This is a genomic window from Pigmentiphaga humi (assembly GCF_900606115.1).
In the GTDB taxonomy this organism is placed as follows: Bacteria; Pseudomonadota; Gammaproteobacteria; order Burkholderiales; family Burkholderiaceae_B; genus Pigmentiphaga; species Pigmentiphaga humi.
Genome location: NZ_UWPJ01000004.1, coordinates 30,919 through 44,825 on the forward strand (window position 1 = coordinate 30,919; position 13,907 = coordinate 44,825).

The window sequence follows — 13,907 nt, forward strand, 5'->3', positions numbered from 1 at the left end:
GATCGGCTACCTTTGGGATGAAGTACCCCCATCATGAACGCCCCTTTGCCCATCGCCATCGCTTCGGCGCACACGCCGGCCCGCCTGCGGGAGATTCCCTACAACTATACGTCGTTTTCCGATCGCGAGATCGTGCAACGGCTGCTGGGGTCGCAGGCCTGGGACATGCTGTGCGAGCTGCGCGGCGAGCGCCGCACCGGCCGCTCGGCGCGCATGCTCTACGAAGTTCTGGGCGACATCTGGGTCGTGCGCCGCAATCCCTATCTGCAGGACGACCTGCTCGACAATCCCAAGCGCCGCGGCCTGCTGGTCGAGGCGCTGAACCATCGCCTGGGCGAAGTCGAGCAGCGCCGCGAGCCGGGCGAAACCGAGCGCGACGGCAAGGTCGGCCGGCTGCTGGAGCTGGCCCGCGGCGCGGTCGCCGCGTTCGAGCGCGAGTTCAACGAAACCGCCGAGCTGCGCCGGCGCGTGCAGAAGGTGCTGGGCCGCAGCACCGCACGCGACAACATCAAGTTCGACGGGCTCTCGCGCGTCTCGCACGTGACCGACGCCACCGACTGGCGCGTCGAATTCCCGTTCGTGGTGCTGACGCCCGACAGCGAAGAGGAAATCGCCGCGCTGGTGCGCGGCTGTATCGAGCTGGGCCTGACCATCATCCCGCGCGGCGGCGGCACGGGCTATACCGGCGGCGCGGTGCCGCTGACCTGGAAATCGGTGGTCATCAACACCGAGAAGCTCGATCACATGGACCCGGTGGCGCTGGGTCCGCAGCCCGGCCTGGACAAGGAGGTCGCCACGATCTTCACCGGCGCCGGCGTGGTCACCAAGCGCGTGGCCGACGCCGCCGACAAGGCCGGCTTCGTGTTCGCGGTGGATCCGACCTCGGCCGAGGCTTCCTGCGTGGGCGGCAACGTCGCCATGAACGCGGGCGGCAAGAAGGCCGTGCTGTGGGGCACCGCGCTCGACAACCTCGCCTGGTGGCGCATGGTCGATCCCGAGGGCAACTGGCTCGAGGTCACGCGCCTGGGCCACAACCTGGGCAAGATCCACGACGTCGACGTCGCCCGCTTCGAACTCAAGTGGTTCGACGGCGCCGGCAAGCCCGGCGAGCGCCTGCTGCGCACCGAGCCGCTGGACATTCCCGGACGCGTGTTCCGCAAGGAAGGCCTGGGCAAGGACGTGACCGACAAATTCCTGGCGGGCCTGCCGGGCATCCAGAAGGAAGGCACCGACGGCATCATCACGTCGGCGCGCTGGGTGGTGCACCGCATGCCCAAGTACGCGCGCACGGTCTGTATGGAATTCTTCGGCCAGGCGCGCGACGCCATTCCGTCCATCGTCGAGGTCAAGGGCTACCTGGACGGCGAGGGGCGCACCCGCGGCGCGATCCTGGCGGGCCTGGAGCACCTGGACGAGCGCTATCTGCGCGCGGTCGGCTATTCGACCAAGAGCAAGCGCGGCACGCTGCCCAAGATGGTATTGATCGGCGACATCGTCGGCGACGACGAGGACGCGGTCGCGGTGGCGGCCAGCGAGGTCGTGCGCCTGGCCAATACGCGCCACGGCGAAGGCTTCGTCGCCGTCAGCGCCGAGGCGCGCAAGAAATTCTGGCTCGACCGTTCGCGCACCGCCGCCATCGCGCGCCACACCAACGCCTTCAAGATCAACGAAGACGTGGTGATCCCGCTGCCGCGCATGGGCGAGTACACCGACGAGATCGAGCGCATCAACATCGAGCTGTCCACCCGCAACAAGCTGCGCCTGATCGACCGCCTGGCCGGGTTCTTCGACAGCGGCGACCTGCCCCTGGGCAAGAGCGAGGACGGTGAAGGCGAGAAGCTCTCGCGCGAGGAAATCCTGGGCGACCGCGCCGTGCAGGCGCTGGAGCTGCTGGAGGAAGTGCGTGGGCGCTGGACCTGGATCCTGAACAGCATGGACCTGGCGCTGGCCGACACCATGGGCGAGTTCGCCCGCATCGGCCTGGGCGCGCTGCTGCCGGCCCTGCAGGACCGCCTGCAGGTGCAGCCCGAAGTGCGCGTGTTCGACGTGGTGCAGGACCGCACCGTGCGCGTGTCCTGGAAGGCCGAGCTGAAGGCGCCGCTGTCGCGCATCTTCTCCGGCCAGGCCTGCGCGCCCATCCTCGCCAAGGCCCAGGAGATCCACGACAAGGAACTCAAGGGCCGGGTGTTCGTCGCGCTGCACATGCACGCGGGCGACGGCAACGTCCACACCAACATCCCGGTCAACTCCGACAACTACGAGATGCTGCAGGAGGCCAACGAGGCCGTCTCGCGCATCATGGACGTCGCACGCAGCCTGGACGGCGTGATCTCGGGCGAGCACGGCATCGGCATCACCAAGTACGAGTTCCTGTCCGAAGCCGAGCTGGCGCCGTTCCAGGACTACAAGCGCCGCGTCGATCCGCACAACCGCTTCAATGCCGGCAAGCTGATGCCCGGCGGCGACCTGCGCCATGCGTACACGCCCAGCTTCAACCTGATGGGCCACGAATCCCTGATCATGCAGCAGAGCGAGATCGGCGCGATCTCGCACGCGGTCAAGGATTGCCTGCGCTGCGGCAAGTGCAAGCCGGTGTGCGCCACCCACGTGCCGCGCGCCAACCTGCTCTACTCGCCGCGCAACAAGATCCTGGCGACCTCGCTGCTGGTCGAGGCCTTCCTGTACGAAGAGCAGACCCGGCGCGGCATCAGCGTCAAGCATTGGGAAGAGTTCGAGGACGTGGCCGACCACTGCACGGTCTGCCACAAGTGCGAGACCCCCTGTCCGGTGGACATCGACTTCGGCGACGTGTCGATGAACATGCGCAGCCTGCTGCGCCGCATGGGCCAGAAGTCCTTCAATCCGGGCACGGCCGCGGCCATGTTCTTCCTGAACGCCAAGGATCCGCGCACCATCAATGCCACGCGCAAGGCCATGGTGGGCGTCGGCTACAAGGCGCAGCGCCTGGCGCACGACGTGCTGGCCAAGTTCGCCCGCAAGCAGACCGCGCATCCGCCGGCCACGGTGGGCAAGCCGCCGCTGCGCGAGCAGGTGATCCACTTCGTCAACAAGAAGATGCCGGGCAACCTGCCCAAGCAGGGCGCGCGCAAGCTGCTGGACATCGAGGACGCGAAGTACATCCCCATCCTGCGCGACCCGAAGGGCACCTCGGCCGAGACCGAGGCGGTGTTCTACTTCCCCGGCTGTGGTTCCGAGCGCCTGTTCTCGCAGGTCGGGCTGGCCACGCAGGCCATGCTCTGGCACGCCGGCGTGCAGACCGTGCTGCCGCCGGGCTACCTGTGCTGCGGCTATCCGCAGCGCGGCAACGGCATGGAAGACAAGGCCGAAAAGATCATCACCGACAACCGGGTGCTGTTCCACCGCATGGCCAACACGCTCAACTACCTCGACATCAAGACGGTGGTGGTGAGCTGCGGCACCTGCTACGACCAGCTCGCGGGCTATGAATTCGACAAGATCTTCCCCGGCTGCCGGCTGATCGACATCCACGAGTACCTGCTCGAGAAAGGCATCAAGCTCGACGGCGTCACGGGCACGCGCTACATGTACCACGATCCCTGCCATACGCCGATGAAGCTGCAGGATCCCATGAAGACCGTGCGCGCGCTGGTGGGCGAGGGCGTGGACAAGAGCGACCGCTGCTGCGGCGAATCCGGCACGCTGGCGGTGACCCGCCCGGACATTTCCACGCAAATCCGCTTCCGCAAGGAAGAAGAGCTGCGCAAGGGTGCCGGCAAGCTGCGCGCCGACGGTTTCTCCGGCGACGTCAAGGTGCTGACCTCCTGTCCCTCCTGCCTGCAGGGCCTGAGCCGCTACAACGACGATGCCGGCCTCGACGCCGACTACATCGTCGTCGAGATCGCGCGCCACGTGCTGGGCGAGCAGTGGATGGAAGACTACGTGCGCCGCGCCAATGCCGGCGGCATCGAGCGGGTGCTGCTCTAAATGGCGTCGCGCGATCCAGCCGGCACGACCGCGCTCCAGGACAGCCCGCTGCTGTCCTGGACGCCGGAGCGGCTGGACGATCCGACGCTGGAGGAGTTCCGCATCGCCCAGCCGCTGGAACTGCAGACCCTGCTGGGGCGCATGGCCGAGCAGGGCGCGGTGCTGGGGCTGAGCGTGGATGAGGACGAGCTGGCCTGGAACAGCATCGTCGAGGTGGATCGAACGCGCCGGCTGCTGTGGCTGGCGGGCGCGCATGGCGAGGCCGGCCTGCATAGGCTGGTGTCCGCCGCCAGCGTGACGGCGGTCGGCTACCTGGATCGCGTCAAGGTGCAATTCTCGGTGCAGAACCTGAAATGGCTGCCGGCGCGCGACGGCAGCCGCCGCCTGGCCTGCATGCTGCCCGTGGAGCTGTATCGCATCCAGCGCCGCGCTCATTTTCGCGCACGGCCCGTCCCGCCGGTGCCGCTGGTGCATATCGCCTCCGCGCCCGGCCGCGAGCGCAGCTTCGAGGTCATCGACATCAGCATGACCGGGATCGGCCTGCACCTGCCGCCGGACGAGGCGCCGCTGGACGTGGGAGCCTGCTTTGCCGGCGCCGTGGTGACGCTGGCGCCGCGCCTGCACCTGGAGGCGAAACTGGAAGTCATGCACATCACGCCTTCCGGCGAGCGCGGGCGCGGCCATCACATGGGCTGCGCGATCGATGGATTGGTGGCCGAGGCGGTCCGCACCTTGCAGCGTTTCATCGGCCAGGTGGAGTTGCGCCGCAACGGCCGCTGGGAATAGGACCGCCCCCTACCCGCTTCGCGGGCCCCCTCGAGGGGGCGATGCGCGCGGACCGGCGGAGCCGGATCCACCGCATCCTGGGTCAAGCCCGGCCGGGAGCCTCGTTTTTCAAGTCGTTTGACTAGGGTCTATGCCTGCGATGACCGATTCTTCTTCAGTTTGCCCGCTGTGCGCCGCCGCCGAAGCGCCCGCTTTGTGGCGCGATGCCAGGCTGCGCGTGATCGCCGTCGACGAGGCGGACTACCCCGGCTACGTACGGGTGATCTGGCATGCGCATGCCGCCGAGATGACCGACCTGTCCGAGGCCGATCGCCTGCACGTCATGCAAGTGGTGCTGGAAGTGGAAGCCGTGATGCGCGACCATCTGCAGCCCGACAAGGTCAACCTGGCGGCGCTCGGCAACATGGTGCCGCACCTGCATTGGCACATCATCCCGCGCCGGCGCGGCGACCGGCATTTTCCCGATGCGATCTGGGCCGCGCCGCGCGTGGCGCCAGGGGAGGAGTCCCTGGCTTTCCGCGAGGCGCTGCAGGATGCCGCGCAGCGCGTGCCGGCGTTTCACCAGCGCCTGCAGGAGCGGCTGTCGCTGCGCTATCCGGCCGTCGGCTAAGACGGGCCGGATGGATTACAGCAGGTCGCAGCGCACGGTGATGGGCAGCTGGCGCAGCGCGTCGACGAGCGCCGGGTCGGCGGGATCGGCGATGTCGGTGAGCACGTAGCCGATGCGCCCCTTGGTCTGGAGCTGCTGGCTGACGATGTTGATCTTGCGCTGGGCGAACACGGCGTTCAGGGTGGCGAGCGCGCCGGGTTCGTTGCGGTGGACGTGCAGGATGCGCGAGGCGCCGGCCAGGTCCTGGTGCGGCAGCTCGGGGAAGTTGACCGCGCCCTTGGTGGTGCCGCCCTGGATGTAGCGCACCAGCTTCTCGGCCACTTCCTTGCCGATGTTCTCTTGCGATTCCATGGTGCTGCCGCCGATGTGCGGCGTCAGGATGACGTTGGGCAGGCCGATCAGCGGGCTCTTGAGAGGTTCGTCCACGCTCTTGGGTTCGACCGGGAACACGTCCAGCGCCGCGCCGCGCAGCAGGCCGGCGTCCAGCGCCGCGCGCAGCGCGGCGATATCGACCACGGTGCCGCGCGAGGCGTTGATCAGGATGGCGCCGCGCTTCATTTGCGACAGCGTGGCTTCGTTGATGATGTTCTCGGTGGACACGCCTCCCGGCACGTGCAGCGTCACCACGTCGGCCTCGGCCAGCAGCGCCGACAGGTCGGGATAGGCGCGGGAATTGCCCAGCGGCAACTTGGTTTCGACGTCGTGGAAGATGACGCGCATGCCCAGCGCCTCGGCAAGAATGCCGACCTGCGAGCCGATGTTGCCGTAGCCGATGATGCCCAGCGTCTTGCCGCGGGTCTCGAAGGCGCCGGAGGCGCTCTTGTCCCAGTGGCCCTGGTGCACGCGCAGGTTCTTTTCCGGGATTCGGCGCAGCAGCAGGATGGCTTCGGCCAGCACCAGCTCGGCGACCGAACGCGTGTTGGAGAAGGGCGCGTTGAACACGGGCATGCCGTGCGCCATGGCGCTGTCCAGGTCGACCTGGTTGGTGCCGATGCAGAAGCACCCGATGACGCGCAGGTCGGGCAGGCCTTCGATGATGCCGGCGTCCAGGTGCGTGCGCGAGCGGATGCCGACCACGCTCGCGCCCTGGAGGGCGTCGCGCAGCGCATCGGGCGGCAGAGAGCCGGCGTGGGTGGTGATGTCGTCGAATCCGGCGGCGGTGAAGACTTCGACCGCGCTGGGATGGATGTTTTCGAGCAATACGATTTTCGCCATGGGGTAGACGGCTCCGGCTAGAGGGAGAGGGAAAAGGCCCTCCCTACGCGCTGACGCGCGCGCCCCAGGGGGGCGGCACTGGCGGACCGGCGGAGCCGGATCCGCGGCGCCCTGGATGGGGCGGCGTACTTTCGTGCGGCGGGGGTGGGGCGTTGCACCGTGGATAAATGAACTGATGGTTCAGTGTTTATGGTAACGCCAGGTCGTCCCTTTTTACCCCTTTGGGCACACCGGCTTCAGGGATACAGCGGCGCGCGCCCGCGCGTGTCCGCGGATACTAGGCCACTCTGCTGTCGGGGAAATGCAGCGAGAACGTGCTGCCGTGCCCCGGTTCGCTTTCGATGTGCAGTTCGGCGCCGTGGCGCATGGCGATGTGCTTGGTGATCGCCAGCCCCAGCCCGGTGCCGCCCGATTCGCGCGAGCGGCTGCGGTCCACGCGGTAGAAGCGCTCGGTCAGGCGCGGCAGATGATGGCTGTCTATGCCTATGCCGGTGTCCTGGACGGCATAGCGCGCGCCGCCGTCTTCGCGGCGCCAGGTGACGGCGATGTGGCCGCCGTCCGGCGTATAGCGCACGGCATTGACCAGCAGGTTGGAGATGGCCGAGGCGAGTTCCGTGGCGGTGCCCAGGATGTCGAGGCCGGGGTCGATGTCGCGGTCGAAGGTGTGGCGTCCCGCCGACAAGGCCGTGGCCTGATCGAGCGCGGTCGCGATCAACTCCGGCATGTCCACCGGCTGCGGGTCGGTGGTGGGCGAGGACTCCAGCGTCGAAAGCGTGAGCAGGTCGGCGACGATGGCCTGCATGCGCTGGGCCTGGTCGAGCATCAGCTTCAGGTAATGCCGGCGCTGGTCTTCGTTCAGCGCTTCGGCCGGCATGTCGCGCAGCGTTTCCAGGAAGCCGGCCAGCACCGTCAGCGGCGTGCGCAGTTCGTGCGAGACGTTGGCCACGAAGTCGCGGCGCGTGGTTTCCAGGCGCTCGATCTGCGTGACGTCGCGCGTCAGCAGCATGCGCTGGTGCTTGTTGTACGAGATCAGCTGCACCATCAGCAGGCGCTCGCCGCCGCCCGGGCTGCGCACCAGCAGCGGCGCCGGCCAATCCTGCTGGCGGGCATACTTGACGAATTCGGGCGCGCGCACCAGGTTGAGCAGGCTCTGTCCGTGATCGGCCGGCAGGCGCAGGCCCAGGTGCTGGCGCGCGATGCGGTTGCACCAGTCGATGTGGAATTCCTCGTTCAGCGTGACCAGGCCGTCGGGCAGCGCCTGGGCGGCGGCGAAGAAGCCCTGGACGTTGCCTTCCAGCTGCGAGAGCTGGCGCTGCTGCTCGCGCAGGTGGCGGTACAGCCGCGCCAGGGCGTCGTCCCACGAGCCGGCCGACGGCGGCGGTGGGCGTTGCAGGTCGCGCGTCCACCGCAGCACGCGCGAGAGCTGCCAGATGTGCCAGACCAGCAGGACGCCGAGCCCGAAACTGAAGACGGCCCAGCCGAAGCCGCCGCCGAGCGGCCGCGACAAGGCGGCCAGTCCTGCCCAGAGCAGGACGATGATGAGGTTGCGTATCCAGACCATGATGCGGGATTGTCGCATTGCGCCGGGCGGCGGGGCGGCCCGGGAAAAAGGACGCGCCGGCGTGCCGGCGCGGGCCGGAAGCTCAGGCGAGGGTGGTGGCCGGATGGGCGGTGAAGCGATAGCCGCTGCCGCGCACCGTCTCGACGTGGCTGTCGTGCCTGCTGGGTTCGAGCGCCTTGCGCAGGCGGCGGATGTGGACGTCCACGGTGCGTTCTTCGACGAACACGTGATCGCCCCAGACCTGGTCCAGCAGCTGCGAGCGCGAGAACACGCGCTCGGGGTGGGTCATGAAGAAGTGCAGCAGGCGGAATTCGGTGGGGCCGATGTTCAGCGTCACGCCGTTGCCGTGCAGCCGGTGGGTGACCGGGTCCAGGCGCAGGCCGGCGACGTCGATCAGGTCGTCGGTGAGCTGGGGCGCGCGGCGGCGCAGCACCGCCTTGATGCGGGCCATCAGTTCCTTGGGCGAGAACGGCTTGGTGATGTAGTCGTCGGCGCCGGCTTCCAGGCCTTCGACCTTGTCCTGTTCCGCGCCCTTGGCGGTCAGCATGATGATGGGCACGGCCTTGGTGCGCTCGTCGGCACGCAGCTTGCGCGCCAGGACCACGCCGGAGGTGCCGGGCAGCATCCAGTCGAGCAGGATCAGGTCGGGCAGTTCGGCGCGGATCAGGATCTGCGCCTGTTCGGCGTCGGCCGCGCGCAGGACCTTGTGGCCCGCGAAGGACAAGTTGACCGCGATCAGTTCCTGGATGGCCGGTTCGTCTTCGACGACTAGGATGGTGCTGGACATGGGCGATGCCGATTCGGGTTGCTGGAGCGTGTCCATAGTATGGCGGTATTGTTTCAGGTATGTGACATGCGAACCCCCCGGAGCGGGGCGCGCGCCGCCTTCCCATCGGCTACCATGGAGCCCTCTCGTGCGAGAAGACCATGGCAGGCCTGGATAAAAATACGCCTTTCCCCACCAACATCGTCGTGCACAGGCAGTCGCGCGTGCTGGAAATGTCGTTCGACGACGGCCAGACCTTCCGCGTGCCTTTCGAACTGCTGCGGGTCTACAGCCCGTCGGCCGAGGTGCGCGGCCACGGCCCGGGCCAGGAGACGCTGCAGACCGGCAAGCGCGGGGTGGACATCCTCGCCCTCGACCAGGTGGGCAATTATGCGGTGCAGCCGCGGTTTTCCGATGGTCACTCGAGCGGTATCTATTCCTGGGACATTCTCTATACGCTGGGCCGCGACCAGGACAAGCTGTGGGAGCAGTATCTCGCGGCGCTGGCTGCGGCGGGCGCGTCCCGCGACCCCGAGCCGGCGGGCGGGGTCGCCGTCAACGAAATACGCCGTGAAGGTAAGCAATGAGCGATAAGCCCTATTCTTCCGCCGAAGGGGATGCCGGCCAGCCCGGCACCACCCATTTCGGTTTCCAGCAGGTGGCCGAGAACGACAAGGCCCGCAAGGTGGCCGAGGTATTCCATTCCGTGGCGTCCCGCTACGACGTCATGAACGATTTGATGTCGGGCGGCATGCACCGGGCCTGGAAGGCCTTCACCGTGGCTCGCGCCGCCATCCGGCCGGGCATGAAGGTGCTCGACATCGCCGGCGGCACCGGCGACCTGGCCAAGGCCTTCGCGCGCCGCGCCGGCCCGACCGGCGAAGTCTGGCTGACCGACATCAACGATTCCATGCTCCGGGTCGGGCGCGACCGCATGCTCGACGCCGGGCTGCTGATGCCGGCGGCGGTCTGCGACGCGGAAAAGCTGCCTTTCCCGGACGGCTATTTCGACCGCGTGTCGGTGGCGTTCGGGCTGCGCAACATGACCCACAAGGATCGCGCGCTGGCCGAGATGGCGCGCGTGCTGCGGCCCGGCGGCAAGCTGCTGGTGCTCGAGTTCTCGCGCGTGGCCAAGCCGCTGCGGCCGGTCTACGACTGGTATTCCTTCAACATCCTGCCCTGGCTGGGGCGCAAGGTGGCCAACGACGAGACGAGCTACCGCTACCTGGCCGAATCCATACGCATGCATCCCGACCAGGACACGCTGAAGGGCATGCTGGAACAGGCGGGCCTGGCGCGGGTCCAATATTTCAACCTGACGGCAGGGGTGGTTGCGCTGCACGAAGGCCTGCGGCTCTAGCGCTTCTCTATCAAAAGGGCCGGGCGCAAGCCTCGATCCTGCCCAGGGCGCCGCGGATCCGGCTTTGCCGGTCCGTCGGCGCCGCCCCCTTGAGGGGGCCCGCGCAGCAGGGGGTGGCCCTCCCTTGGCGGCCCGGCGGCAAAAAAATCGGCGTGGTCCGGCTGGCAATTTGGGCCGCAGTCCGTTAAATTCAGCTTATTGTCAGGAATGGCATGCACGCCACGGCACGCCGCCCCAAGGGCGCGGCGTGGCCTGGCGCGCTCCAGCCTGGTCCGAATATCACAGGAGATTCCACTAATGTCTCGACGATTCTTTTCCCGGGTCCTTCCGGCCCTGGTCATTGCGGTGTCGACCGTGGCGATGCTGGGCGTCTCGCACGATGCCCTGGCCAAGCGCCTCGGCGGCGGCGGAAGCATGGGCCGCCAGTCCAGCAACATCACGCAGCGCCAGGCCGTGCCGCCGGCGCGCAGCCCGCAGCAGCAAGGCCAGCAGGCCGCGCCGTCGGCAGCGCCTGCCGCTGCCGGCGCCGCCGCCGCGGGCGCTACGGCGCGCAGCGGCATGTCGCGCTGGCTCGGCCCCATCGCCGGCATCGCCGCCGGCCTGGGCCTGGCTGCGCTGCTGTCGCACCTGGGCCTGGGCGCCGCCGCCGCCGAATTCATCGGCAGCCTGCTGCTGATCGCGCTGGTGGTCTTCGCCGTCCTGTTCATCGTGCGCCGCCTGCGCGGCGGCGGCCGGCAGCCGGCCCTGCAGGGCGCCGGCAACGCCCAGGCCAGCCGCATGGCCGAGCCCGTGCGCCAGCCCGCCGCTCCGATGGCGCGCGAGTCGCTGCAGCCGGCCGCGCCGGTTGCCGCAGCGGCGCCCGCCGCCGGTGCTGCCGCCGAGGCCGCCTCGGGTGAATGGGGCATCCCCAGCGATTTCGACACGGTGAACTTCCTGAGCCATGCCAAGAGCTACTTCGTCAAGCTGCAAGGCGTGTGGGACCGCGGCGACGTCAACGAACTGCGCGAACTGGTCACCGACGATCTGCTGGCCGAGCTGAACCAGCAGATCGGCCAGCGCTCGGGCGATAACGTGACCGAAGTGGTGCTGCTCAATGCCGAACTGCTGGGCATCGAGACCGTCTCCGACGGCCACCTGGCCAGCGTGCGCTTCTCGGGCATGCTGCGCGAGGCGCCGGGCACCGAGGCTTTCCGCTTCGAAGAGGTCTGGAACCTGTTCAAGCCCCGGGACGGCGGCTGGCTGCTGGCCGGCGTGCAGCAGATCCCGGTGCAGCAGCAATAACATCCCGTTGCGGCCGCCCCCACATCGGGTGGCCGCAACCGGTAAACTCATGGGGTTGAACCCCGCGGAACGCCTGTCCTCGGACGGGCGTTTTGTTTTTTCCATCGCCGGGGCCGCCCGCGCCACGGTTTCTCCGACCCTATGCCCGCACTCCTGCCGACTCTTTCCGCCACCGCCGTCCGCGCGCTCGACACGCTGCTGGTACGCGAACCCTGGGCCCGCGAGCGCTTGCGCCCGCATGCGGGCAAAACGGCGTGCTTGGTCTTCGGCGGCACCCGCCTGGCGCTGGCCGTTACGCCGCACGGCCTGGTCGAACAGGCCGCGCCCGAAACCGTGCCGGACGTGGTGCTGACGATCGACGCCGGCAAGCTGGCGGATCTCTTGTCCGGCGATACGGCACGGCGCATGGGCGCGGTGCGGATCGAGGGCGACGCCGCGCTGGCCCACGTGGTGGGCGATCTGGCCCGCGACCTGAGGTGGGACGTCGAGGACGATCTCGCCGGCCTGTTCGGCGACATTGCCGCGGCAAGGCTGGCAGGCGCCGCCCGCGGCCTGGCGGGCGCCGTGCGCGCCAGCGCCTGGCGGCTGGCCGGCAACGTGGCCGAGTACGTGACCGAAGAGCGCGGGGCGGTGGCCGCCGCGCATGCGGTGCAGGGCTGGGGCGCCGAGGTGCGCCGGCTGCGCGACGATGCCGAGCGCGCTGCCAAGCGCGCAGAGCACCTGCGCGCACGCCTGGAACACCTCGAGTCGCGTCTGCCGCCTGTCGAGGGAAGCGTTGGGCGGGAAGGGGACAACTGAGATGATGACCTTTCTGCGCCTGATCCGCATCATCCTGGTCAGCCTCCGCTATGGCCTGGACGAGCTGGTGGTCTCGGGCATCCGCCATCCGGTCACCGAGCGCCTGCTGGTGGTGCTGCGCAAGGGGCGCAAGCTCGACATGCCGCGCGGCATGCGGCTGCGGCTTGCGCTCGAGACCCTGGGTCCGATCTTCGTCAAGTTCGGCCAGGTGCTGTCCACCCGCCGCGACCTGATCCCGGCCGACATCGCCGACGAACTGGCGCTGCTGCAGGACCGCGTGCCGCCGTTCCCGTCCGATGTGGCGATCGACATCGTCTGCAAGGGGCTGGGCCGCCATCCGGATCTCGTGTTCGCCAGTTTCGAGCGCCAGCCGGTGGCGTCGGCCTCGATCGCCCAGGTGCATTTCGCGGTGCTGCCCGATGGACGCGACGTCGCGGTCAAGGTGCTGCGCCCCAACATGGCGCCGCTCATCGACAAAGACCTGCGGCTGATGCGGGCCGCGGCCACGCTGATCGAAAAACTCTCGGCCGACGGCCGGCGGCTCCGGCCGCGCGAGGTGGTGGCCGAGTTCGACAAATACCTGCACGACGAACTGGACCTGCTGCGCGAGGCCGCCAATTGCAGCCAGCTGCGCCGCAATTTCGCGCCGGGCGGGCCGCGCGCCGACATGCTGATCGTGCCCGAGGTGATGTGGGACTACTGCGCCTCCACGGTCTTCACGATGGAGCGCATGCGCGGCATTCCGGTCAGCCACGTCGGCCGGCTCATCGAGGCCGGCGTCGACCTCAAGAAGCTGGCGCGCGACGGCGTGGAGATCTGCTTCACGCAGATGTTCGACGACGGTTTCTTCCATGCCGACATGCACCCGGGCAACATCTACGTCTCCGACGATCCGCGCACGCTGGGGCAGTACATCGCGCTGGACTTCGGCATCGTCGGCTCGCTGTCGGAGTTCGACAAGAATTACCTCGCCCAGAACTTCCTCGCTTTCTTCCGGCGCGACTACCGGCAGGTCGCGCGCCTGCACATCGAGTCGGGCTGGGTGCCGCGCGGCACGCGCGAAGAGGAACTCGAGGGCGCCATCCGCGCCTGCTGCGAACCGTATTTCGACCGCCCGCTGGCCGAGATCTCGCTGGGGCAGGTGCTGATGCGCCTGTTCCAGACCTCGCGGCGCTTCAACGTCGAAATCCAGCCGCAGCTGGTGCTGCTGCAGAAGACCTTGCTCAACATCGAAGGGCTGGGGCGCCAGCTGGATCCGTCGCTGGACCTGTGGAAGACCGCCAAGCCCTACCTCGAGCGCTGGATGCACGAGCGCGTCGGCTGGGCCGCGCTGCGCAACGGCTTCAAGCGCGAGTCGGAGCAGTGGGCGCAGATGCTGCCCGAGCTTCCCAGGCTGGTGCACCATCAATTGGCGCGGCCCGACCGGTCGGGCGAGACGCTGGCCGAACTGCAGCGGCTGCGTCTGGCCCAGCAGCAGACCAACCGGCTGATGGCGGCCATTGCCGGCATCCTGGCGGTCGGGGTGGCCGTGGCGCTGTGGGCGGTGACGCGCTGAGCGCGCCAA

Annotated in this window: 11 protein-coding genes; 8 read left to right on the forward strand and 3 right to left on the reverse strand. The window is 68.5% G+C overall.

Annotated features, from left to right (window positions below):
• Nucleotides 1-33: 33 nt before the first annotated feature.
• The 3 genes from PIGHUM_RS00175 to PIGHUM_RS00185 all read left to right on the forward strand — a co-directional run bounded on the left by PIGHUM_RS00175 (nucleotide 34) and on the right by PIGHUM_RS00185 (nucleotide 5,362).
• Nucleotides 34-3,966: a DUF3683 domain-containing protein gene (locus PIGHUM_RS00175; protein ID WP_124077226.1), complete on the forward strand. Its 3,933-nt coding sequence runs from the start codon at nucleotides 34-36 to the stop codon at nucleotides 3,964-3,966.
• Nucleotides 3,967-4,752 carry a flagellar brake protein gene (locus PIGHUM_RS00180; RefSeq protein ID WP_124077227.1) on the forward strand — a complete coding sequence of 262 codons (786 nt, stop codon included), beginning with the start codon at nucleotides 3,967-3,969 and terminating at the stop codon, nucleotides 4,750-4,752.
• A gap of 139 nt (nucleotides 4,753-4,891) precedes the next feature.
• Nucleotides 4,892-5,362 (forward strand): HIT family protein, encoded by a 471-nt coding sequence (locus tag PIGHUM_RS00185; RefSeq protein WP_124077228.1) that lies wholly within the window; start codon nucleotides 4,892-4,894, stop codon nucleotides 5,360-5,362.
• A gap of 15 nt (nucleotides 5,363-5,377) precedes the next feature.
• On the opposite strand, the gene serA is transcribed toward PIGHUM_RS00185, so the two are convergent.
• From serA to phoB, 3 genes are all read right to left on the reverse strand, one after another.
• Complete coding sequence (serA, locus tag PIGHUM_RS00190) at nucleotides 5,378-6,577, reverse strand: phosphoglycerate dehydrogenase (RefSeq protein WP_124077229.1); 1,200 nt, start codon at nucleotides 6,575-6,577, stop codon at nucleotides 5,378-5,380.
• Nucleotides 6,578-6,854: 277 nt separating this feature from the next.
• Entirely contained in the window at nucleotides 6,855-8,138 is a 1,284-nt protein-coding gene (phoR, locus tag PIGHUM_RS00195; protein WP_124077250.1) for a phosphate regulon sensor histidine kinase PhoR, read from the reverse strand.
• Nucleotides 8,139-8,220: 82 nt separating this feature from the next.
• The gene (gene phoB / locus PIGHUM_RS00200) at nucleotides 8,221-8,925 is read right to left on the reverse strand and encodes a phosphate regulon transcriptional regulator PhoB (protein WP_124077230.1); all 705 of its coding nucleotides are present in this window, start codon (nucleotides 8,923-8,925) and stop codon (nucleotides 8,221-8,223) included.
• A 140-nt stretch (nucleotides 8,926-9,065) separates the two neighbouring features.
• Between phoB and PIGHUM_RS00205 the strand changes: the two genes are divergently transcribed.
• From PIGHUM_RS00205 to ubiB, 5 genes are all read left to right on the forward strand, one after another.
• Nucleotides 9,066-9,491, forward strand: a complete 426-nt coding sequence (locus tag PIGHUM_RS00205) for a gamma-butyrobetaine hydroxylase family protein (RefSeq protein WP_124077231.1) — start codon at nucleotides 9,066-9,068, stop codon at nucleotides 9,489-9,491.
• A complete protein-coding gene (gene ubiE / locus PIGHUM_RS00210; RefSeq protein WP_124077232.1) occupies nucleotides 9,488-10,264 on the forward strand; it encodes a bifunctional demethylmenaquinone methyltransferase/2-methoxy-6-polyprenyl-1,4-benzoquinol methylase UbiE in 777 nt (258 codons plus the stop codon). The genes PIGHUM_RS00205 and ubiE overlap by 4 nt, the downstream gene beginning before the upstream one ends.
• Nucleotides 10,265-10,561: 297 nt before the next feature.
• Entirely contained in the window at nucleotides 10,562-11,545 is a 984-nt protein-coding gene (locus tag PIGHUM_RS00215) for a Tim44 domain-containing protein (protein WP_124077233.1), read from the forward strand.
• 141 nt (nucleotides 11,546-11,686) lie between these two features.
• Nucleotides 11,687-12,343, forward strand: a complete 657-nt coding sequence (locus PIGHUM_RS00220; protein ID WP_124077234.1) for a ubiquinone biosynthesis accessory factor UbiJ — start codon at nucleotides 11,687-11,689, stop codon at nucleotides 12,341-12,343.
• 1 nt (nucleotide 12,344) lies between these two features.
• The gene (gene ubiB / locus PIGHUM_RS00225) at nucleotides 12,345-13,898 is read left to right on the forward strand and encodes a ubiquinone biosynthesis regulatory protein kinase UbiB (protein ID WP_124077235.1); all 1,554 of its coding nucleotides are present in this window, start codon (nucleotides 12,345-12,347) and stop codon (nucleotides 13,896-13,898) included.
• Nucleotides 13,899-13,907: the final 9 nt, after the last annotated feature.

Coding starts and splice junctions, on each gene's coding strand:
- PIGHUM_RS00180 (WP_124077227.1), top strand. CDS start 3,967: ATGGCGTCGCGCGATCCAGCCGGCACGACCGCGCTCCAGGACAGCCCG.
- serA (WP_124077229.1), bottom strand. CDS start 6,577: ATGGCGAAAATCGTATTGCTCGAAAACATCCATCCCAGCGCGGTCGAA.
- phoR (WP_124077250.1), bottom strand. CDS start 8,138: ATGGTCTGGATACGCAACCTCATCATCGTCCTGCTCTGGGCAGGACTG.
- ubiB (WP_124077235.1), top strand. CDS start 12,345: ATGATGACCTTTCTGCGCCTGATCCGCATCATCCTGGTCAGCCTCCGC.
- PIGHUM_RS00175 (WP_124077226.1), top strand. CDS start 34: ATGAACGCCCCTTTGCCCATCGCCATCGCTTCGGCGCACACGCCGGCC.
- PIGHUM_RS00185 (WP_124077228.1), top strand. CDS start 4,892: ATGACCGATTCTTCTTCAGTTTGCCCGCTGTGCGCCGCCGCCGAAGCG.
- PIGHUM_RS00220 (WP_124077234.1), top strand. CDS start 11,687: ATGCCCGCACTCCTGCCGACTCTTTCCGCCACCGCCGTCCGCGCGCTC.
- phoB (WP_124077230.1), bottom strand. CDS start 8,925: ATGTCCAGCACCATCCTAGTCGTCGAAGACGAACCGGCCATCCAGGAA.
- PIGHUM_RS00215 (WP_124077233.1), top strand. CDS start 10,562: ATGTCTCGACGATTCTTTTCCCGGGTCCTTCCGGCCCTGGTCATTGCG.
- PIGHUM_RS00205 (WP_124077231.1), top strand. CDS start 9,066: ATGGCAGGCCTGGATAAAAATACGCCTTTCCCCACCAACATCGTCGTG.
- ubiE (WP_124077232.1), top strand. CDS start 9,488: ATGAGCGATAAGCCCTATTCTTCCGCCGAAGGGGATGCCGGCCAGCCC.